At 48.6% G+C, this 19978-nt stretch carries 16 protein-coding genes and 1 pseudogene; 4 read left to right on the top strand and 13 right to left on the bottom strand.

All coding sequences use genetic code 11. The features are described from left to right. Positions 1-18: 18 nt before the first annotated feature. The 3 genes from P159_RS0108395 to P159_RS0108385 all read right to left on the bottom strand — a co-directional run bounded on the left by P159_RS0108395 (position 19) and on the right by P159_RS0108385 (position 3815). Positions 19-1641, bottom strand: a complete 1623-nt coding sequence (locus P159_RS0108395) for an ATP-binding cassette domain-containing protein (RefSeq protein WP_029543152.1) — start codon at positions 1639-1641, stop codon at positions 19-21. A 48-nt stretch (positions 1642-1689) separates the two neighbouring features. Next, a complete protein-coding gene (locus P159_RS0108390; protein ID WP_080706056.1) occupies positions 1690-2331 on the bottom strand; it encodes a glucosaminidase domain-containing protein in 642 nt (213 codons plus the stop codon). A gap of 218 nt (positions 2332-2549) precedes the next feature. Further along, positions 2550-3815, bottom strand: a complete 1266-nt coding sequence (locus tag P159_RS0108385) for a hypothetical protein (RefSeq protein ID WP_029543148.1) — start codon at positions 3813-3815, stop codon at positions 2550-2552. Between the two features lie 296 nt (positions 3816-4111). Here P159_RS0108385 and P159_RS0108380 point away from each other — a divergent pair, with 296 nt between their 5' ends. Together P159_RS0108380 and P159_RS0108375 are read left to right on the top strand one after the other, a co-directional pair. Beyond that, positions 4112-4792 carry a TVP38/TMEM64 family protein gene (locus P159_RS0108380; RefSeq protein ID WP_029543146.1) on the top strand — a complete coding sequence of 227 codons (681 nt, stop codon included), beginning with the start codon at positions 4112-4114 and terminating at the stop codon, positions 4790-4792. A gap of 16 nt (positions 4793-4808) precedes the next feature. Next, entirely contained in the window at positions 4809-5828 is a 1020-nt protein-coding gene (locus P159_RS0108375) for a metallophosphoesterase (RefSeq protein WP_051650250.1), read from the top strand. Positions 5829-5910: 82 nt separating this feature from the next. Here the strand turns inward: P159_RS0108375 and P159_RS0108370 are convergent, their stop codons facing one another. From P159_RS0108370 to P159_RS18600, 3 genes and pseudogenes are all read right to left on the bottom strand, one after another. After that, positions 5911-6243, bottom strand: coding sequence for a helix-turn-helix transcriptional regulator (locus P159_RS0108370; protein ID WP_051650249.1), 333 nt, complete (start codon positions 6241-6243; stop codon positions 5911-5913). Positions 6244-6403: 160 nt separating this feature from the next. Next, a pseudogene (locus P159_RS18605) lies at positions 6404-7750 on the bottom strand (phosphomannomutase/phosphoglucomutase). Between the two features lie 50 nt (positions 7751-7800). Beyond that, positions 7801-8157 carry an NAD-dependent epimerase/dehydratase family protein gene (locus P159_RS18600; protein ID WP_349254357.1) on the bottom strand — a complete coding sequence of 119 codons (357 nt, stop codon included), beginning with the start codon at positions 8155-8157 and terminating at the stop codon, positions 7801-7803. A 254-nt stretch (positions 8158-8411) separates the two neighbouring features. Here P159_RS18600 and P159_RS19360 point away from each other — a divergent pair, with 254 nt between their 5' ends. Next, on the top strand, positions 8412-8651 hold the full coding sequence (locus P159_RS19360; protein WP_051650248.1) for a hypothetical protein: 240 nt from the start codon (positions 8412-8414) through the stop codon (positions 8649-8651). After that, positions 8617-9186 carry a hypothetical protein gene (locus P159_RS18595; protein WP_051650247.1) on the top strand — a complete coding sequence of 190 codons (570 nt, stop codon included), beginning with the start codon at positions 8617-8619 and terminating at the stop codon, positions 9184-9186. Before P159_RS19360 ends, P159_RS18595 begins: the two co-directional genes overlap by 35 nt. 347 nt (positions 9187-9533) lie before the next feature. Here P159_RS18595 and P159_RS0108350 read toward each other — a convergent pair whose 3' ends face one another. From P159_RS0108350 to P159_RS0108315, 7 genes are all read right to left on the bottom strand, one after another. Continuing rightward, positions 9534-10415 carry an NAD-dependent epimerase/dehydratase gene (locus P159_RS0108350; RefSeq protein ID WP_318253546.1) on the bottom strand — a complete coding sequence of 294 codons (882 nt, stop codon included), beginning with the start codon at positions 10413-10415 and terminating at the stop codon, positions 9534-9536. Positions 10416-10472: 57 nt separating this feature from the next. Beyond that, entirely contained in the window at positions 10473-11798 is a 1326-nt protein-coding gene (rfbH, locus tag P159_RS0108345) for a lipopolysaccharide biosynthesis protein RfbH (RefSeq protein ID WP_029543138.1), read from the bottom strand. Beyond that, positions 11791-12852, bottom strand: coding sequence for a CDP-glucose 4,6-dehydratase (rfbG, locus tag P159_RS0108340; protein ID WP_029543136.1), 1062 nt, complete (start codon positions 12850-12852; stop codon positions 11791-11793). Before rfbG ends, rfbH begins: the two co-directional genes overlap by 8 nt. Further along, the gene (gene rfbF, locus P159_RS0108335) at positions 12849-13628 is read right to left on the bottom strand and encodes a glucose-1-phosphate cytidylyltransferase (RefSeq protein WP_029543134.1); all 780 of its coding nucleotides are present in this window, start codon (positions 13626-13628) and stop codon (positions 12849-12851) included. Before rfbF ends, rfbG begins: the two co-directional genes overlap by 4 nt. Before the next feature lie 161 nt (positions 13629-13789). Further along, the gene (locus P159_RS0108330) at positions 13790-15970 is read right to left on the bottom strand and encodes a hypothetical protein (protein ID WP_185753678.1); all 2181 of its coding nucleotides are present in this window, start codon (positions 15968-15970) and stop codon (positions 13790-13792) included. A gap of 219 nt (positions 15971-16189) precedes the next feature. Continuing rightward, the gene (locus P159_RS0108325; protein ID WP_029543131.1) at positions 16190-18184 is read right to left on the bottom strand and encodes a glycosyltransferase family 61 protein; all 1995 of its coding nucleotides are present in this window, start codon (positions 18182-18184) and stop codon (positions 16190-16192) included. Between the two features lie 348 nt (positions 18185-18532). Next, positions 18533-19738: a hypothetical protein gene (locus P159_RS0108315; RefSeq protein ID WP_029543127.1), complete on the bottom strand. Its 1206-nt coding sequence runs from the start codon at positions 19736-19738 to the stop codon at positions 18533-18535. Positions 19739-19978 lie beyond the last annotated feature (240 nt).

Raw genomic sequence — 19978 nt, 5'->3', positions numbered from 1 at the left:
AATTTAGCTGCTAAAGTCTTACTTCTTGCCGTATTTCTCTGCCAGCTGCTGCTTCACCGTTTCATTGGCAAGGAACTCGTCATAAGTGGTGACGCGGTCCACCACCCCATCGGGAGTGATGTCGATGATGCGGTTGGCAATGGTCTGGACGAACTGATGGTCGTGGGACACGAAGAGCTCCGTGCCCTTGAAGTCCATGAGGCCGTTGTTGAGGGCCGTAATGGATTCCAGATCCAGATGGTTGGTAGGCTCGTCCAAGAGCAGCACATTGGCACCGGAGAGCATCATGCGGGACAGCATGCAGCGCACCCGCTCGCCGCCGGAGAGCACCTGCGCCTTCTTCTGGCTTTCCTCGCCGGAGAAGAGCATACGGCCCAGGAAGCCGCGTACGAAGGTCTCATCCGGGTCCTTGCTGTACTGGCGCAGCCAGTCCACCAGGTTCAGGTCGATATCGTCAAAGTAAGCGGAGTTGTCAGCAGGCAGATATGCCTGGGTGGTGGTGATACCCCACTTGAAGGAACCCTCGTCCGGCTCCTCCTCGCCCATGAGAATCTTGAAGAGCATGGTCTTGCCGATGCTGTTGGGACCCACAAAGGCCACCTTGTCGCCGCGCTTCAGGGTGAAGCTCACATTCTTCAGCACCTGCTCCCCATCCACAGTCTTGGAAATGCCCTCCACCGTCAGCAGCTGGTCGCCAGCCTCACGATCGGGAGTGAAGGCAATGTAGGGATAGCGGCGGGAGGACGGCTTGATGTCGTCCAGGGTGATCTTGTCCAGCATCTTCTTGCGGGAAGTAGCCTGCTTGGACTTGGCAGCGTTGGCTGCAAACCGCTGGATAAAGGTCTGCAGCTCCTTGATCTTCTCTTCCTTCTTCTTGTTGGCATCCTTGGCCATCTGCAGAGCCAGCTGGCTGGACTCATACCAGAAGTCGTAGTTGCCGGCATACTGCTTGATTTCCCCGAAGTCCACATCACAGATATAGGTGCAGACCTGGTTCAGGAAATGACGGTCATGGGAAACCACGATGACCGTGTTCTCAAAGCCAGCCAGGAAGTCCTCCAGCCAGTTGATGGACTCCACATCCAGGTGGTTGGTAGGCTCGTCCAGCAGCAGGATATCGGGATTGCCGAAGAGAGCCTGGGCCAGCAGCACACGCACCTTCTCCTTGGCAGTGAGCTCTGCCATCTGCATGGTGTGCTCATTCTCGGGAATGCCCAGACCGTTCAGCAGGCGGGCAGCCTCGGACTCGGCATCCCAGCCGTTCATCTCCGCGAACTCGGCTTCCAGCTCGGACGCCTTCATACCGTCCTCATCGGAGAAATCCGGCTTGGCATAGAGGGCATCCTTCTCGTCCATGATTTCCACCAGACGCTTGTTGCCCATCATGACCGTGCGCAGCACCTCAAATTCATCAAAGGCATAATGGTCCTGCTTCAGCACAGACAGGCGCTCACCCGGAGTAATCTCGATGTTGCCGCCAGTAGGCTCGATGTCACCGGAGAGAAGCTTCAGGAAGGTGGACTTGCCCGCACCGTTGGCACCGATGATGCCATAGCAGTTGCCCGGAGTGAACTTCAGGTTCACATCTTTGTAAAGCACGCGCTTGCCGAACTGCAGACTCACATTGTTGGTTGTAATCATTGGCTGTTATTCATCCTTTTCTTTATCTACACCCATACGGGCTGAAATTTACTTGCGCAGCATGTCCTTGAACATGGAGAGAATACTCTGGCCGTAAGAATAGCCAGGGACTGCCCAGCGGCCGTTCAAATCTTCCCAACGGCCCAGAGTACGCTTGCCATAGGAGGAACGCACCAGCTGGTAACGGGGATCCACCACCGCTTCCACGGGCTTCCTGGTAGAGGCATAAGCGAGCAGATGCTGGATATGGGCACGCACGCCCAGCTGGGAGGAAGGGAAGTAGGCCCCCTTCACTTCGGCGCTGGTAGTGCCCAGACCGCAATAGTTGTTCTGGTCAGCGGTTACCGTGCCGCCATAGCGGAAAAAGCCGGTTTCCTTCAGTGCCTGGGCAAAAGCCACATCGGGGCGCACACCCTCACGGGCTCCCTCTTCGTAATAGTACGAAACCAGCGTTTCGGGAGAAACAGAAATTGCCGGACGGGGATTCACGCTCAGAAGGTAATTCACGCACTGCTGCTGGCTGGCCAGCGGCGTGCCCAGAATCTCATCGTCATCAGCAGAAAGCGTCTGCCGCACATTGAAGCTTTCCTGCTGTGCCTTTTTTTCCTTCTCATTCTGCTCCAGAATGGCGTGGATGCGGGCCTGAAAATCCCCACGGCTGGTGGCGTCCTGCACCTTCCTGTCCGTCATGCTTTTCACATCACTTGCAATCTGCCTGTCCAGCACCTTCGTCTCCCCAGGGCTGCTGTGATGACGGGCAGAAACCTCAGAAGCAGGGGCAGAAACTGCCAGAACTCCCAGCAGTGAACAAGCAATGGCTTTACCGTACCAAAACGAAACTTTCACGAAAAGAACACTCCCTAAAAACTTTACCTTGAACTTGCGGAAAAATATATTTCTCTCTTGAATCAGAGATATATAACCAGAAAATATACGGCAAAGAGAATCGCCAGACCTGTTTCAGCAGGACACAATTCCCTGCTCCTGCCTGCGGCAGCAAAGAGCAGCGCACGGGCAATCAGCCCCGCTCCCACTCCGGCCGACACATTGAAGGAAACCGCCATGATCACAGCAGCTGTGAGTCCCGGCAGGAACTCTTCAAAAGCCAGGCGGTGAGGGCTGAAATCCTCCAGCTGCCGCCAGATGAGCAACACCCCTGGCAGGACCAGAAGCGGCACCGTCATGGCAGGAAAGCTTGACAGCTCTGCTATAACCGGCTCCATGAACCAAATGGCAGCCAGCGCCAACAGGGCAAAAGCCGCCGTTCTGCCTCTCCTGCCGCCTGACTCCCAGCCTGCGGCTGAAAGCGGTGAAAGAGAAAGGGGCAGGCACCCCAGAAATGCTCCTATCAGGCTAAAGCCAGCCAGTCCTCTGAGGACAGGCCGCAGATTTCCTTCCTCCCTTGGCATTCCCTGCCATAGGCACCAGGATTCCGAGCTCACTGCCAGCAGCATGACCAGCCCCATGAGAAAGAAGTCCAACGTATGTGCCCCGGCCCAATCGCCGCCAAAGGCAGCCTGCCCCAGGACCTTTTCCAGCCCCTCAGGCAAAAGCCCCGGAGTGGCAGGGAGAATCCAGAAGCCTTCCATAAAGGTCAGTCCCGCAATGAGCAGAAAGACCGCCCCCAGCGCCCAGTCAAACCTGGCCGCCAGCAGCACCGCACCCACTATCAGCCCCATGAAACTCCACCAGGCCAGCGGATCCTGAAGATTTCCCAGCATCACAGCCGACCAGGGAGAGGCAATGAGCAAGCGCCCCTGCACCAGCCCCTGCATGATGAGCATCAGGCCCAGTCCTATAACCAGCGACTTCCTAAGCCACACAGGAACAGCAGAAAACAGCCTTGGCCCTTGGGCAAAGCTGAACAGGACAACACCTGCACAGGAAACCAGCGCCGAAAGTCCCAGCACTTCCTGCCAGCTGCAGCCCTTGGAGATGATCACCACATAGGCCAGCCAGGCAACCATAGGCACCGAGGGCATGGCTATGAGGGGCAGCCCCTTGTAGGCCAGCCAGGCAGACGCCGCAATGCTCACGGCTCCCATGGACATAAAAGCTGCCGTGAAGTCCATGCCCGCCTGGAAAAGCAAGCCCGGCACTGTAATAAGGCTCGTAAGCAGAGCCGCGACCATGGTCAGGCCAGCAGACAATTCCCTGCCCTTTACCTGCTTCACCCTCGATCATTCTCCTCAAAATTCTCTTTCCTGCATACACACCCTAATATAATACCACAGCCCGGGCGAAATTGACAGCACCCCCACCCTTTTTTCAGCCAGACTTTGTTAAATAATGTGCATCTCGACAAAATCTGAATCATGGCGTTATAACTCGTGCCTCGTGCGACGCGAAGCTAGTCCCCGTGGGAAAACGCTAATTAGTATATTTTGTCTGTCGACAAAATCTGAACAATGGCGTTATAATTAAGCCAGCAAATTTATTAGGAGGAATGGCTTTGGCTATCAGGAAATCCATGGGGTGGGTGAAGTTTGCCGCCCTCTTTGCCATCATCATTCAATTCGCCGCCATCCATCTGGCTGACCCGGAGTTTTTGCCCAACCTTTTGGCTCTGCTGGGCCGGGGCGATATACAGGAGACAGCTGAATATATCCAATCCTTCGGCACCTGGGCCGTTTTCTTCGCCTTTTGGCTCACCCTCTGCGTCAATGCCATCGGCTTTCCTCCCGCCATCATCTTCTCCACTGCCAACACCCTGATTTTCGGCATCATCCCCGGCATTGTGCTGTCCTGCGTGGCAGAGACCGTGGGGGTCACCATCAGCTTCCTCTTGCTGCGCTTCTTCTTCCGGGAAAGTGCCGAGAAAATCATCCAGAAGCACAAATCCCTCTCAAATATCGACAAGTACAGCGGGGAGCGGGGCTTCGTGGTCATGCTGATTGCCCGCATGGTGCCTTACCTGCCCTCAGCCCTCCTGAATGCCGTAGGCGCCCTGTCTGCCATTTCCCTGCGCGACTATGTGATAGCTTCTTTTATCGGCAAATTCCCCTCCACGGGCATCGAGGCCATCATCGGCCACGACACCATCACAGCTCAGGAGGACCCCACCAGACTGATTCTGGTGATCATCGCCGCTGTAGTTCTGATTGCAGGTGCCTGGATTTACGAACGAAAAGCTGCCAAGGTACAAAACTAAGAAAGAAGGCTTTCTTATGACCCGCAGAACATTCTTGCAAAAAACAGGACAGGTTATGCTCTCCCTGGGCCTTCTCCCCCTGCTGCCCCACAGCTGGCAAAGGGCTATGGCCAGCCCCATGGATACCCCCGTGCCAGGAGCCTACTTTCCCCCGGGTACCAAGCCTCCTGCTACGGCTTCTTTCAAAGCCCTGATCTTCACTGACTCCCAATGCACAAACGTCTCCTATGAGGTATGGCAGGACACTTTGGCTGCCGGCTGGGGCCGCTGTCCCGAAGCGGCCTTCTTTGCTGACTTGGGTGATCTGGCAGACAATGGCGAAGCCGAATGGCAGTGGGAAGGCTTTCTCTCTGCTATGGCGCCCTATGCAAACCACCCCTTCGTCCCCATCATGGGCAATCATGAATGCTACGGCTTGGACTGGAAAAACTGCCTGCCCAGGAAGTATCTCAGCACCTTCACCTTCCCCGGCAATGGCACGGCCACCTTCCACGGCTATTTCTACAGCTTCACTTACGGTCCCGTGGAATTCATCGTGCTGAACACCCAAATGCTGGAACTGGACGGCTTCTTCGGCAAAGACCACCTGCTGAATGCCCAGCTGAACTGGCTGAAAGAGCGCGAAAAAAAAGACCTGCCCTGGCGGGTGGTACTCATGCACAAGGACGTACTGGCCTACGATGAATACCAGCCGGGGCAGGACAGCGCCTACGGCTTCAGCGATGCAGGCCGCGCCCTGCTGCCCGCCCTTGAAGAGACCGGCGCTGACCTTATCCTCACGGGCCACATGCACACCTACCGCCGCCGGGGGCCGCTGTCAAACTTCCAGACCTCAGACAAAGGCCCCGTCTGCATCATGAGCGGCCCTGCCGGCGACCAGCAATACCAGGTGCCTGCCGACCCGCTTGATATAGCTGCCATCTCACAGCCTACGGAACCAAATTATCTGGTTCTGTCAGTCACCCCGGAAAAGCTGTCAGTGGAATGCTTCACCGTAAGCGGCCAAAAGGTGGACAGCATAACCCTGGAAAAGTAAAACGTACAAGAGCAGTGAGCCTCCCCTTGCGGAATTGCTCACTGCTCTTTTTTTAAGGAAACGCTGAATTAAGCAACATGCCCTAGCTATCTTGTTTAAATTTCTCCGCCAAAAACAGCAGGTGCGATTTGTATTCCGAACTAAGGCTTTTGAAAAGCTGAAGCATGACCTGCTCATCTTTGTCTTCATGACGTTCATCCCCCAGCAGCCAGTACAAGCTGACGTTCTCTATGCTGGCTATGCGGACAAGGCCGTCTGTATCCGGCTGACCGGAGCCACGCAGCCAGCCCATGAGCGTATTTCTTGTTACGCCCAGCCGTTTGGCATACTCCACCTGTGTCATTTTGTGGTTTTGGTCTTTGGCACGTTTCCACAATTCGTTGATCCGTTCATGGAACTTATTCTTCCAAACCATAATAGCCCCTACTCAACTACCCTTTCCCGGGCCTCTTTCCAACGCTTCACCAGTCGTGAAGCCAAGTTATTCCATAGTGGCAGCCCCCCCAGCCATCGAACTCGCATTGTGGCTGTATTGGATTCTTTGATGTCCGGCTTTGGATTTGTATTTTTGCATATCAATCACAACCTAAAATCTTTCCAATTAGTTGTTCAACTTTGACTATGCACAGCTGTCTGTCTCCCCGGCTCTCCACATTCAGCCTCAGCAAAGGCTCTGTATTTGAGGCTCGGAGATTGAACCGCCAATTCCCCATATCTACCGAAAGCCCGTCAATTTTCGAAACCTGTCCTTCGCCACTGTAGACTTTTTCAATCTTCTCCATCACAGACGGGGCATCCGCCATCTGCAGATTCCTCTCCCCGGACACAGGGAACCGCTCTATCCGCTCATCTAGCAGCTGTGACAGCCTCTTTCCTGACTTGGAGAGGAGTTCCGCCACCAGCAGCCATGGGAGCATGCCGCTGTCGCAGTAGTGGAAGTCCCGAAAGTAATGGTGGGCGCTCATTTCCCCTCCATATACTGCGCCTGTCTCCCGCATTTTCCGTTTGAAGAACACATGGCCGCCTTTGGAAATAATGGACCTGCCGCCACCGCTGGTAATGGCATCTTCTATGTTGAACACCGCCCTGGGGTCGTAGACTATCCCCGCCCCTTTTTCCCTGGCAAGGAAGGCCTGAGCCAGAAAGCCCACCATATAGCAGGAGTCAATGAACCTGCCCTGCTCGTCATAGATAAAGCATCTATCAAAGTCTCCGTCCCAGGCCACGCCAAAGTCTGCGCCGTATTTCTTCACTGCCTCTGCCGTAGCCGCCTGATTCTCCGGCAACAGGGGATTAGGTACACCCTGAGGGAAATTCCCGTCCGGAATGCAGCCCAGTTTCACCAGTTCAAAGGGCAGCTGTTTTTCCATTGCATCCAGCACCGGCCCCGCCGCCCCATTGCCAGCATTCACTACTACTTTATATGGCTTCAGGCTGCCCAAATCAACATAAGAAAGCATGGCCTCCACATAATCAGCCAGTATATCCGTCTACCACAGAACACCGCCGCTCTCCACAGGCGGAAAGTTTCCCTCCCTCACCTGCACTTCCAAGGCCTTGAATAGTTCCTTGGACAAGGGCACTGAATCCCGCCCCACGAACTTCATGCCGTTGTATTCCTTGGGATTGTGGCTGGCGGTGATCATAATGCCGCCGTCCAGATTCAGGTGAGGCACAGCAAAGTAAATCATCTCCGTGCCCACCACACCAATATCCGCAACCTCTGCACCAGCCTCTATCAAGCCTCTAACCAAAGCCTCCTGCAAAGAAGCCCCGAAAAGCCGCACATCCCGTCCCACGGCTATTTTCTTTCCTTTTATCAAGGCAGGAAAGGCGCGGCCTATGCCATAGGCCAGCTGCTCATTGACCTGAGCAGGGTAAATGCCTCTTATATCGTAAGCACCAAAACAAGATTTGCTCATCAGATTCCTCCCCTCCTAAACTTCATTTATCAATCCGTCACTCATTATTTTTATCTCTCAGCCCTAACAGGATTGTGCAAGAAATCCTCATAGGCCAACCTGATACCGTCCCGCAGTTCTGTCTTATATTTCCAACCGAGCTTTTCAGCCTTGGAAACGTCAAGAAGTTTTCTTGGAGTGCCGTTAGGCTTGCTTGTATCCCAGGCAATCTCACCTTCATAGCCGATAACCTCTGCCACCAGCTCAGTCAATTCCTTTATGGAAAGCTCCTTACCAGTACCGGCATTAACCGTCTCATCACCGCTGTAGTTATTCATCAGAAACACGCAAAGGTTAGCCAAATCATCCACATAGAGGAATTCCCTGAGAGGCGATCCATCGCCCCAGCAGATAACGCTTTGTTGCATTGCAGGCTGCAACGATTTAGGAACAGTGTCCGTTTTGACCGAAGTGCTTAAAAGAGAAAACAGTTTGGCTATGTCCTCCCCCTTATACCCATGTAAATTAGAAAACTCAAAGCCATTTATTTGCCAGTCTCGAACCATGGCATAATATTCAATGTGCCCCCACAATTTGTAGCAAAAGCTGTTGCGAATGAGTATCACCCATCTCAGTTTGATGTTTCACATGTACAATAGTACTTGGAAAGAAAGTGAACATCATGCTGAGATTGCCTAAAGACGGCTCCCACACTGCTTATAAGCAGCTCCTCTCCCAACGCATTCACAACAGCCACCTCAAGCGGTTCGACAAGAAGAAGTGCAAGCTGACAGCCAGGCTCCTGGCTTTTGATCTTTCACCCATTGACGAAATCATGCGCCCCTTTCTACTCAGAGGAAGGTCGTCCTGCATGGCTCCCTTCCTCGATGCTGCGTTCCTACTTGCTTTCCATCTGCCTTAAGTCTACTTCCCTTGTTGACTGGGCCGAGCGTCTGCGGTCCGATGAGTCTCTGGCCATAATTTCGGGCTTTTCACCCGACCATACACCTTCCTTCGCCTCTTTTTATGACTTCTTCCACCGCTTATGGCCAGGCTGCAACAATTTCTTGCCTCACCTGCGCTATCGCAGGAAAAAACCGCCTAAAGGTAAAGGCAATGGTGAAAAGTCTCCGTCCTTCGACAAAGATCATGCTGCCACCATCATCAAATATTTCGATGGGCATGGTGCAGGAGGCATCCTCAAGAGCAAGCTTTCCATCATCGGTAAAATCTTCAGCCGTATCTTCTTGGCCGGCTCAATGCACAAAGGTCTTCTGAATACCAAGAAGTTGGTTCTGGCTGGTGACGGCACTCCCGTTGTGGTCTCAAACCGTGAGCGCAGCCACTCGACCTGTGACTGCCATAAGCAGGGCATAGACAAGTGCTGCCACAAGCGCTGGTTCTCCCAGCCCAATGCCAATTGGGGCTTGGATTCGTCCAGAAATTTCTTCTACTGACTGCCTGTCTTCCCTGTCCTGGAGCGTGCTTCCCGCCATGACCTTCCTGCCATGCTGCACGGACTGGCCTGCATCAAGGCGTTTTCTCTGACTGGAATATTTCCGCTTTGATTCTTGATTCTGCACACGATGCAGCCGCCGTGTACAAGATGTGCAGCAAAAACCCTAAAAAAAATTCGATTTTTCAGGGCTGGGTATCCTGCGCCAATTTTTCCATACACTTTCAAGCTACGGTATTCCAACATTGTATAAGGGCATTTCACATCACCTCAATACCGATGATTGCCAATTCTCATTTAGATTGCCGAGGTTTTCTAATTCACATCTATGTTGTGTCCGCACTTAACTTAGCAATCTTTCATAAATTCAACCATTTTCAACATACCTGTTTCTATATCAATGCTTGGGCTCCATCCCAAATCTTTTAACTTGAATATATCAGCCTTTGACTCCATTATTTCCCCTTCTCGATACGGTATTGCGCCAAAATTCAGCTGTGTTTTGCTATCTAGGATTTTTTTAGCCTGCAAGGCAAGATCTTTTATACGTATTGGCTTTCCCGTTCCGACTTCGTAGCGTTGATACGGTTCTGCATTATCCTGTTGTATCATTATTTTCCAGTATGCATCTATCACATCTTCAACGTATATAAAATCTCGCTTCTGTTCTCCTGCTGTTAACTTCAATTCTGGTACATTATCCTGCAAAGATTTCAAGAGAAAGGGAATAAATTTCGAATTACTGTCCCCTTCTCCATACATATGCTCTAAAACCACATCTATATATTTTATTTTCCCAACATGTGCAAATTGTTTTCCAATTTCAGAGAACTGTTTTTTTGACAATGCGTACCAGTTTAGATATTTTGATAAAATTGTATCCGTATTAAAGAATGTATCCGTATTAAAGAATGTGGCTGTTTCTAACAATGACAAAGGAAACACTATGTTCGTTTCAAAAACCTGCTGAACAGTCTCCCTATTCCTCCCATAGCATGTAGCTGTATGAATCACCACATCTATATGTTGTTCTTGGAACACCTGTGCTACATTGGAAATCTCGTCAAGATTGTAGGCTTTTAGCTGCTTCATTTCTCTCGCAATGCGAGAAATGTCTGAGAAGCTACGTTTCAGAATAACAACTTCCTGCCCCTCACGAAGCAATCGTTTTATCAAATGACTACCTAAAAATCCAGTCGCTCCCGTAACCAAAATACGTTTTTTCATCATATGACCGCCATCTCTATTTGGAATCAATTTTCGAAGTATCCTGACCTTGAAAATATCTTACAGACATACAGCTTCTTTGATTGCCTTGGCCATATAGTCTATCTTTTCATCCGTCATGCCAGGATAAACACCAACCCAAAAGGTATCCCTCATAATGCGGTCTGTGTTGGCCAGGTCGCCCACTACGCGATATCCCTCACCACTTTTCCGCATTTCATCAAAGCAGGGGTGCTTTATAAGGTTTCCCGCAAAGAGCATTCTGGTCTGCACACCCTTGCTTTCGATGTAGGGCACTATCTCATCCCGAGCTACACCGTTGCAGGTCATCATAAAGCCAAACCAACTTGGCTTGCTGTTTTCCACTGGCTCTGGCAGAATCAGCTTATCGCTGACTTCCTGCAAACCTTTGTACAACCTGTCAAAGTTGTAACGACGGCGTTCCACGAACTGCGGGAACTTTTTCAGCTGCGCCACACCTATCGCCGCCTGCATGTCCGTAATGTTGAGGTTCAGGCCAAAATGAGAATAGACGTATTTGTGGTCGTAGCCTTTGGGCAGTTCCCCGTACTGGCCATCAAAGCGATGGCCGCAGAAGTTGTCCTGGCCGGAGGCGCAGACACAGTCACGACCCCAGTCACGGAAAGAGCGCATGATTTTGTTCAACAGAGGGTTAGAGGTGTAGACAGCTCCCCCCTGGCCCATGGTCATATGATGGGGCGGGTAGAAACTGGAGGTACCCAAGTCACCGATGGTGCCTGTCAGCTTCTCCTCCCCGTTGATGGTGTAAAGGGAACCCAGCGCATCGCAGTTATCTTCTATCAGCCACAGGTTGTGCTTGTCGCAGAAGTCTTTTACTGCCTGCAGATCGAAGGGGTTGCCCAAGGTATGGGCGATCATCACCGCCTTGGTCTTTGCGGACAATGCTGCTTCAAGCATGGTAACATCAAGGTTGTACTGGGGTATGGTCACATCCACAAACACCGGCACTGCCCCGTAGTTGATAATAGGAGAGACCGTGGTGGGGAAACCTGCCGCCACCGTGATAACCTCATCCCCCCGGCAGATGCGGCGGTCTTTGAGAAGCGGAGATGTCAGGGTCATAAAGGCCAGAAGATTAGCAGAGGAACCAGAGTTTACCACAGCTACATACTTTGTCCCCAGGTATTCTGCCATGCCCTTTTCAAACTCCAGCACATAGCGGCCAGAGGTAAGCCAGAACTCCAGAGCGCTGTCCACGAGGTTTTCCATTTCTTCATGGTCATAGACCCGAGAGGCATAGGGAATGCGATCCCCTTTCCTATATGCTACATCCTGATTATGGTAAGTATCGCAATACTCCCGCACCATGGCCAGAATCTTGTCATGCATTTCCTGCTTATTCATTGCATCCTCCTAAAAAATCTTCAATCTGCTTATCCATTACTTTGGCCATGTCTTCACCACGTTGCCAAGCCTTGGTCCAGGCCACCGTTTCCCGCAGGGCATCTTTAATATGCCAGTTTGGCCGCCACTTCAAGCGGCTTTTTATTTTGGAGCAATCAAGCTTCAGAAAGTTGGCCTCATGTGGCCCCTCTACACTGATGTTTTGCCAATTGACCCCATCTCCCCACTGGCGGCAGAAAATATCCACAAGCTCGCCGGTGGTAACGCAATCGCATTCGTCGGGGCCCACGTTGTACCAATCTGCACATGTGCTGTCCTCATATTGGGCCTGGGCAATCAGTAGGTAAGCAAAGAGAGGTTCCAGCACATGCTGGTATGGACGTGTGGAATAGGGATTGCGCACCTCAATGGTGTTCCCGGCACAGGCGGCATGGATGCAGTCTGGCACGATACGGTTTGCGGAAAAATCCCCGCCACCGATGACATTGCCTGCCCTAGCGGTGGAAATGGCACAGCGGGCATCGGTGAAAAAGCTCTTTTTATAGCAGTGGGTGACCAGTTCCGAGCAGCTTTTGCTGTTGGAATAGGGGTCATAGCCATCCAAAGGCTCATTTTCCCTATAGCCCCAGGCCCATTCCTTATTTTCATAGACCTTGTCCGTGGTGACATTGAGGAAAGATTTTACGCTTTCCGTCTGCCGCACACACTCCAGCACATTCACCGTGCCCATGACGTTGGTTTCGTATGTCAGCACCGGCTCCTCGTAGCTTTTGATAACAAGGGGCTGGGCTGCCAGATGCAGCACAATCTCCGGCTGCGCCTTGGCAAATACATCCCGCAAAATCGCGAAGTCACGCACATCCCCTATGACGCTGGTCATACCTTCTGCAACGCCTGCAATTTGAAAAAGGTTCGGTTCCGTTACAGGCTCCAAGGCATACCCTGTCACCTCCGCCCCAGCCTGCTTCAGAATCTGACAGAGCCAGCTTCCCTTGAAGCCCGTGTGGCCGGTGACGAGGATCCGTTTGCCGCGATAAAATGACAAATCCATCATTTATCCCACACTTTCCAGGGAGCCTTGCCCTCTGCCCACATTTTCTCCAGCTTCTGCTTGTCCCTAAGGGTGTCCATGCACTGCCAGAAGCCGTTATGCCTGTAGGCCATAAGCTGTCCTTCATCGGCTATGCGCTCCAGGGGTTCCCTCTCAAAAGTCGTGCCATCTCCCTCGATGTAGTCAAAGATTTCCGGCTGCAGTACCATGAAGCCACCATTGATATAGCCCACATCCTGCCGACTCTTTTCCCGGAAGGATTTTATCTTGTCACCCTCCAGATCCAGGATACCGAAACGCCCCTCGGGCTTTACAGCCGTCATGGTGCAAATTTTTCCGTGGCTTTTATGGAATTCTAGCAGTTTATCAATAGGCACATCGCTGACACCATCACCATAGGTAAGCATAAATGGTTCATTGCCCACATATGAAGCAATGCGCTTGATTCGCCCGCCAGTCATGGTATTAAGCCCCGTATCCACCACCGTTACTTCCCATGGCTCAGATTTATCCGTGTGGATATCACGATGGTTTTCACTGCCACGGAAGTCAAAGGTGATATCGCTGGTCTGCAGGAAGTAATGGGCAAAATAGTTTTTGATGTATTCCTGACGATAGCCAGCACAAATGATGAATTCGTTGTAACCATAATGGAGATATGTTTTCATAATGTGCCAAAGAATTGGCTTGCCATCTATCTCAATCATGGGCTTGGGACGGCTCTGGGACTCCTCGCTGATACGGGTGCCGAAACCGCCGGCTAAGAGAACTACCTTCAAGTGTAAAACCTCCTTAAAAATCATTCAGATTCACACGAAGCAAATACTATATTATCCCATTTAAAATTTATTGCACTTGGAAGATAATATAGTGATTATCGTTTTAACTTATCTTATCACCTATAAATTTTACTAAATAAAAGAAAGTGTTTTTGGTTATATCAAAGCATCTGTTGTAGAAGAAAGGACATCTCTTGGGATGTATAGTCATATGCCTGCCAGTGTATCTCCACATCTAATTCATCGCCGTCCTGAACATCAATTTTATAGACGAACGGCTTGTCATGCCATACATTTACTGGTTCAGAAAGCAATTCCTTACCATTAATAATGATGGAAGTATATTTAACCCATAATTTCAATCTTCTAATGCTATGCAAATGAAAATCTATAGCACGACATGTCAAGTTTAATGCTCCATTACCATAGCACTTAAGATGTAGTTTCATTTCTTTGCAACAATCATGAACAATACTTACAACGGACCCTACGCCATCATTATTATTAAACCAACCAGGGTTTTCGACTTTTAGAGTGTCTTCTTTTCCTAAATTCATTACATGAACCTTATTGATATTTTGCCCAATATTTTTTATATCGACTCTCACAACACGATCAGATAAAGGAGTAATATCACCATCCCTTACAATATGACATAAACCGAATCTCCCTTTGCTCCAGCGAACAACTTGATAATAAGAACCTGATAGCATTGAAGAAAGGAAATCATCACAGACAGCCATGCATTTCAAATCAGTTGTATAAATTCGTGCTGTATCAATCGGTGAGTCTGAGGCTTCTTTAAACATATTCATGGTCGTTTGATAGCCATCTTTATTGTAATTATGATACACGCGTATACGTTCCAAATAGATCAGTTCGTTACCAAATTCTTTGCGGAACTCATCAAGACATTTTTGATCTTCAGTAGCTAAGAAAATATAGCTATATTCACCAGTTGCAAATAAGCTTCGCGTATAAGCAACCATAGCAGACATGCTCGCATTAGCCACTCTTCTCCCCGCAAGTTTATTAGCCTCAGGTGAATAATCCGTACCTCGAATACTAACACCTAAAATCCGTTTGTCATCCCTGTCAGGCTTTATCGGACCAGGTATTCCCTCTAACTCTAGCCGTGCTTCCTTTTCAAGACGCGCTTTCAGAAAATCTGGTGCATGATTCAGCACATAATCCCATGTTTTTTTGTTGAGTCTGGTTTTTCTATTGAAATACTCCATTCTTTCATCGTAAAAATTAGCGTAGCAGTATGTATGCATATTTGCTTCGCGCCAATAAGGACTAACCGCCCCTGTACCCACATCCCATTTAGATTCTTCCAAACTCGCACGATACACGTTCTGACATTTATTTGCTTCATCCAGAGACAACTCATTTAAGGGGTAGAACAGTTCCTCCCAAACATTCAACCCTTCTTCCCAATACTGAATACAGTTAGGAGCCGATAAATCAGCGACAGGAATATAGCCCTGTTGTTCTGCCTGCCAAGCACAACTACATGTAATCTTAATCATATCTACGAGGCCACCATGCGTGAAATCATTATCAAGAATTAATACCTTATCATAAGGATGTAGATTTCCCGGATGTGTCACATGCGTGCCCCATATCATGCTGAACATAACACTCTGAGAGTTATATACTAACGTAGCTAACTCGGGGAAGGATACGGAATCTATATTATAGGTCTCGGAAGTCACCAGCATGCAGCGTTTTTTACTTGATAATTGTCTCCAATCCTTCAAATGTGTTATTCTATCTGCATATTTTCCCCAAATATTCAATTCAGCATCCCTATCAAAAAAACAAACCTCCCATTCAGGATGATTTTTGAGAATATACATAGCAATAGCATGCGTATATTCTTCCAGCCTTGTAAAGATAAAACAGGATGCACGCTGTAATAGATATTCATTTACATCATGTCCTAAAAAATTATACTCCCATAAATCTGCACATCTAAGTCCGTTTGGCTCTCTAGCACTTGTATGACGATTAACATACCAATGAATACTGCCAACCGCTTTATCATGCTCATCCAATACTAAGAAGCTTTGATTTCTCTCCTTTTCATGAGTACGATAGTATTCTCGCGCATTAATAAATAAATCCTTGTCTAAGGTAAACCATTTTTTTGTCAATGAAGCACCATATCTAACCTGGCTTTCGGTAGCCGTGCCTACGACTTTACCATCTTGTCTAAAAACATAGAAAATGCCCCGTGGACGATCCAGATATTGCCCAATACTTACAGAGGATAAAATGTCCTGCATATCTTCATTGAACTCGTGTACTTCAGAAGTACAAAACTCAAATGTAATCACTATTACACACCCTTTTTTATTCAATCTCCTTGAGCTTTTTGCTTAAATACTACAATGTTGTTTTGGTCAAATATCCGTTACATTTTCGTAACTATTCAATACTCTTCATTTCCTCCGGCATCCTGCATATCTCTGCCTCACAAAAATCAACCTTGACCATGTTGTCACCCTCCTCAGTAAAAAAAATAAAAATTCACGAACAAATTTTCACTGTATCCATCAATACATTGCCCCCTTAGGAACCAGAGCAGTATCCAGCAGCCAATGCCAACGCTCGGCAGCCAAGATGCAAGTAGTGCGATTCATGTCTCCCGCATACTGTTGTTTGACATAAGCAATATGATGCTCCCGGAGGACATCTTCCGCCTCCTGCACTGCATTCATTTCATCCCCGTTTTCCCTGCCGTTAATAAGCATAAAGAAATCTTCGTCCAGAACGTCGGGCAGATAAGGCAACAGTTCGCGAATGTAAGGATTGCCGTCATCGGCAGAAGAGCGGGGCATCAAAATCAAGGAAAATTTCTTGCCTTGCACCACATTTTTCAAGCTGTTATCCGCTCTCTGTGATTCCCCGCCACTGTCTGCAAGGCCAGTATGCGGCAGCAAATGAACTTTGCCCGCCCTATGCTCGTGCGACCAGTTCCCCAAAAAGAACTCCGCCCAAGTCCGGTCATGTTCCACAATTGCCAACTGTGCCTTAGCCCAATAAGCATACTGGCAGGTCAGCTTCGTTGATTCACCAAGCCCCAGTTCCAAAATGCAATTGGGGCGCAATTCTTCCATTGCCCGATATAGAATGTAAAAAAAGTCATACCCAACGCCATCCGACCTAAGTGTTACCGACTTATCTATGAGCCATTTGCTGTCTGCAACAGCACTACTAAAAAATTGTCCCCAGCGCAATCCCTGCACATTGGCACTCAGTTGTAATAGTTGCGCCGTAACCGCAGCCGAGTCCGACAATGCATTTGTCTGCTTGTCATGTATTTGTAGCGATCTTGATTCAATAGTTGCAATAGCATTCTTAAGCGTAAATTCCAACAATTGGGGCGCCAAACTATAGTCCGCATATAATCCATCTGTAGCATTACTTTTCGGGCAATTCCCCACCAACATCCTATAATCCACTCCACCGGCATCCAATGTGAATAAGCAGCAAGGATAGCGATAATTATTTCCGAAACATTCAATAAAAATTGTCTTTGGACGCATAAACAGCGAATTCGCTGATGCAGCTCCAAACGGACAGACAACGATATCCGCCATATAGAAATACGCCATCTCCTGTAGCACCGTGTGCTCCTCCGGAATGATAGTTTCAAATCCATACTTAGCTAATATTTCATCTGCTCCCGTCAACCTTCGCGTATGAATTCTTTGTATATAGATTCTCTTAGGAAATTTTTCCCTGTTGAGATTGGTAAAATGTTCATTTATTATAGACCTAGCCATCCTAATCAGAACTTTAGAACTGTTATCGGAAATGTTAGGATACGTGATGCCAACATGATGCATTTCTTTGATGCGATAGGTTACATTCCCTAGCTGGTCGTCAGCTTCAATCCATACAATCCTATCTTTGCTCACACCAAGAATATCCATGAACTGTGCTACGTCCTTATTCTTGAATAGCACGTATTTGCCATCGAAACCAGTCTCCTCCAAAGCATAAAGCCGACACATATTTTGGAACATACTGTGCCAATAGTTCCAAGTAGTATGCACTTCGGCCAAAACGGAAGCCTTGTCAATCTCGACGACATTCTGATTGGCCGAAGCCATCGGCCTGACCACATCCCATCGGGGTGCGTCAAACGTTGGCGGCATATTGGTGTGCGTAAAAAAAATCATCCTGCCAAATTCATCAAAAGCTGAAACCATCGGAAAGTCGGTATCCATTGTGGGCAAGATGCAAACATTTCTGAGTATAAAAACATCGTACTTATCCTCATTGATCTTGAACCTATCGGTCGCTGGGATCTGATTGGGGTTCAAAACATTTTTATAGCCATGCCACAAGTGGACTACAGGAATGCCGGCTTTGTCCAGTAAGCCTTTCACACGATCAAAAGCATGCAGCCCCACTAGGCATCCTTCTATCTCATTCGACTCATACAACAGTTTCACATCATCCAGGGCAAAGGAAGAATCACCTTCCACCACTACCCCCTTGACTTGATACTCTGGCCAATTCTGTGCCAAATTCTCCCGCATGTAACTGTCTGCCGGTGTTCCCTGCCAAAAGACGATATTGTGTCGGTGCTTCCCACCGGATACGTTTGTATCCGGGGGGGGGCAATTTTCTGTTCTCGAGATTGTTCCATTTTCTCTTGCCTCCTATCAAAGTTAGTTAGCCACAAGCATTACTGTTTTTTCATTAAATAAACATCCTCTTATAATTATTTCCATCTGCCCCCATATTTTTGATATCTATACGCGCTTCCACAAGTCTAGTAAAGAAATCACATGTCATCTTAGATAGTCTTGTTCTACTCAATGCTTTACCCTTCTTGCTGATATCGCTTATCATGTCAATTCTTGCGTTAATTAGGATTTTGGCATTCACATAGAAGTGAAAAACCTCCACTTCCTGCAAGCTATAACCCCCACATGACAGTTGCCGCTGGATTTATACAGCCCTTCTTCATAATCTATACTACCATCTGTCAGTATCTCTTTGATTTCCTTCAAAAGATTTGCTTCGCCATCTCTCCCGCAATCATCCACCATGATTACAAAATCCTCTGCCAAGATACTAGGAAGGAAAGGAATAATATCCCTACGAGAACGCTCACTACGATTGCCGAAGGGGCCATCTATCAAAATCAGTCCACAAGGCACTGTGAGAGATTTTATCACACTGGCGAAATCATCATAAGCATAGTATCTTGCTTTGTTATATTCTCGTTCTATAAGATTTCTTCGCTCCACACGAGTGGCTGGTGACAGAATAAAACTTCTTCGAAAAAATTTTTCCCATTCCACATCATGCTCCACAACCACATGTTCCGCATTATAATATCCGACATACTGACTAGTGAGTTTTGTGCTTTGCCCGAGGCCCAATTCGAGAATACAACGAGGCTTCATTTCTTCTAGCACCCGGTATAGGACGTAGAGAAAATTGTACCCTACCGCCCATCCTCGCTTACCACCGGGAGAAATTGCCTTGTCAAGCAGCCACTTGCTGCTGATAATTGTGTCATGATAAATTTGTGCCCAGAGAATATCCGGAGTATATGATGCCGCCTCCATACCTATTTCCTCCCGAGGATGCGCAGCGAGCACCATTACTGGATCAACAAGCCATAAGGAAAGCAATTGCAAGAGTTCTGCCTCCTTATAAACGTGAGTCTTCCATTCAATCTTCACCCCTATCTTCTCCCCATCAGTCACCTGACGTGTACAGCTATAGGATTTATCATGCCATAAAGGCTGCACCTCTTTAATGAGCTCTTCACCATTTATCACTAATTTTGTATAATCAACCCACAAAGGAAGCCTATCTCTCCCCAGGACATGTCTGTCGATGCCCTGTAGCCGGATTATCAGATTCCCGGCCCTCTGACACTCCAACTCAAACACAATATGCTTATCACTTGTCTCCACCACATATCCAGTTCCACCTTTGGCAAACCATTGTGGCCTGGTGACATTGCAATTCTCCCCCTCCACTACTACTATCTTCACATCATTTCCCTCGCCCTGGTTCTTGATGTCTATACGGGCCAGATCGAGCCATTTCAACATAGCCGCTTCCACCCTCATCAGTCCTTTCCATTATTCTCGTAGTCAAGTCTTGTAATTTAATTTCCTATTGACTTCATTATTCAATTTGCTACAATAATAGTAAGAAAATTGCCACATCTACCTCGCAGTGAAAAGGAGATGGTGAACTACATGACTTACCAGATTAAGATTGCGGAAGTACAGAGTGAGGCCGAGGCAAAAGGCCGAAGCCAAGTCAACTGGTGATTCAAAGCTCCTGCTCCGGCGGGAGCTTTTATT

The sequence above is a fragment of the Selenomonas sp. AB3002 genome (assembly GCF_000702545.1).
In the GTDB taxonomy this organism is placed as follows: domain Bacteria; phylum Bacillota; class Negativicutes; order Selenomonadales; family Selenomonadaceae; genus Selenomonas_B; species Selenomonas_B ruminantium_A.
The sequence above is the reverse complement of the archived record's forward strand: the minus strand, read 5'-3'. Positions and strand labels throughout refer to the sequence as shown.

Excerpts from the sequence above, each read along its gene's own strand:
- P159_RS0108315 (WP_029543127.1), bottom strand. The coding sequence starts at position 19,738 with ATGAGGGTGGAAGCGGCTATGTTGAAATGGCTCGATCTGGCCCGTATA.
- rfbG (WP_029543136.1), bottom strand. The coding sequence starts at position 12,852 with ATGATGGATTTGTCATTTTATCGCGGCAAACGGATCCTCGTCACCGGC.
- P159_RS0108325 (WP_029543131.1), bottom strand. The coding sequence starts at position 18,184 with ATGCGGGAGAATTTGGCACAGAATTGGCCAGAGTATCAAGTCAAGGGG.
- P159_RS0108380 (WP_029543146.1), top strand. The coding sequence starts at position 4,112 with ATGGGGTGGGTGAAGTTTGCCGCCCTCTTTGCCATCATCATTCAATTC.
- P159_RS0108395 (WP_029543152.1), bottom strand. The coding sequence starts at position 1,641 with ATGATTACAACCAACAATGTGAGTCTGCAGTTCGGCAAGCGCGTGCTT.
- P159_RS0108370 (WP_051650249.1), bottom strand. The coding sequence starts at position 6,243 with ATGGTTTGGAAGAATAAGTTCCATGAACGGATCAACGAATTGTGGAAA.
- P159_RS18595 (WP_051650247.1), top strand. The coding sequence starts at position 8,617 with ATGCTGCGTTCCTACTTGCTTTCCATCTGCCTTAAGTCTACTTCCCTT.
- P159_RS19360 (WP_051650248.1), top strand. The coding sequence starts at position 8,412 with ATGCTGAGATTGCCTAAAGACGGCTCCCACACTGCTTATAAGCAGCTC.
- P159_RS0108390 (WP_080706056.1), bottom strand. The coding sequence starts at position 2,331 with ATGACGGACAGGAAGGTGCAGGACGCCACCAGCCGTGGGGATTTTCAG.
- P159_RS0108350 (WP_318253546.1), bottom strand. The coding sequence starts at position 10,415 with ATGATGAAAAAACGTATTTTGGTTACGGGAGCGACTGGATTTTTAGGT.
- rfbH (WP_029543138.1), bottom strand. The coding sequence starts at position 11,798 with ATGAATAAGCAGGAAATGCATGACAAGATTCTGGCCATGGTGCGGGAG.
- P159_RS18600 (WP_349254357.1), bottom strand. The coding sequence starts at position 8,157 with ATGCAACAAAGCGTTATCTGCTGGGGCGATGGATCGCCTCTCAGGGAA.
- P159_RS0108375 (WP_051650250.1), top strand. The coding sequence starts at position 4,809 with ATGACCCGCAGAACATTCTTGCAAAAAACAGGACAGGTTATGCTCTCC.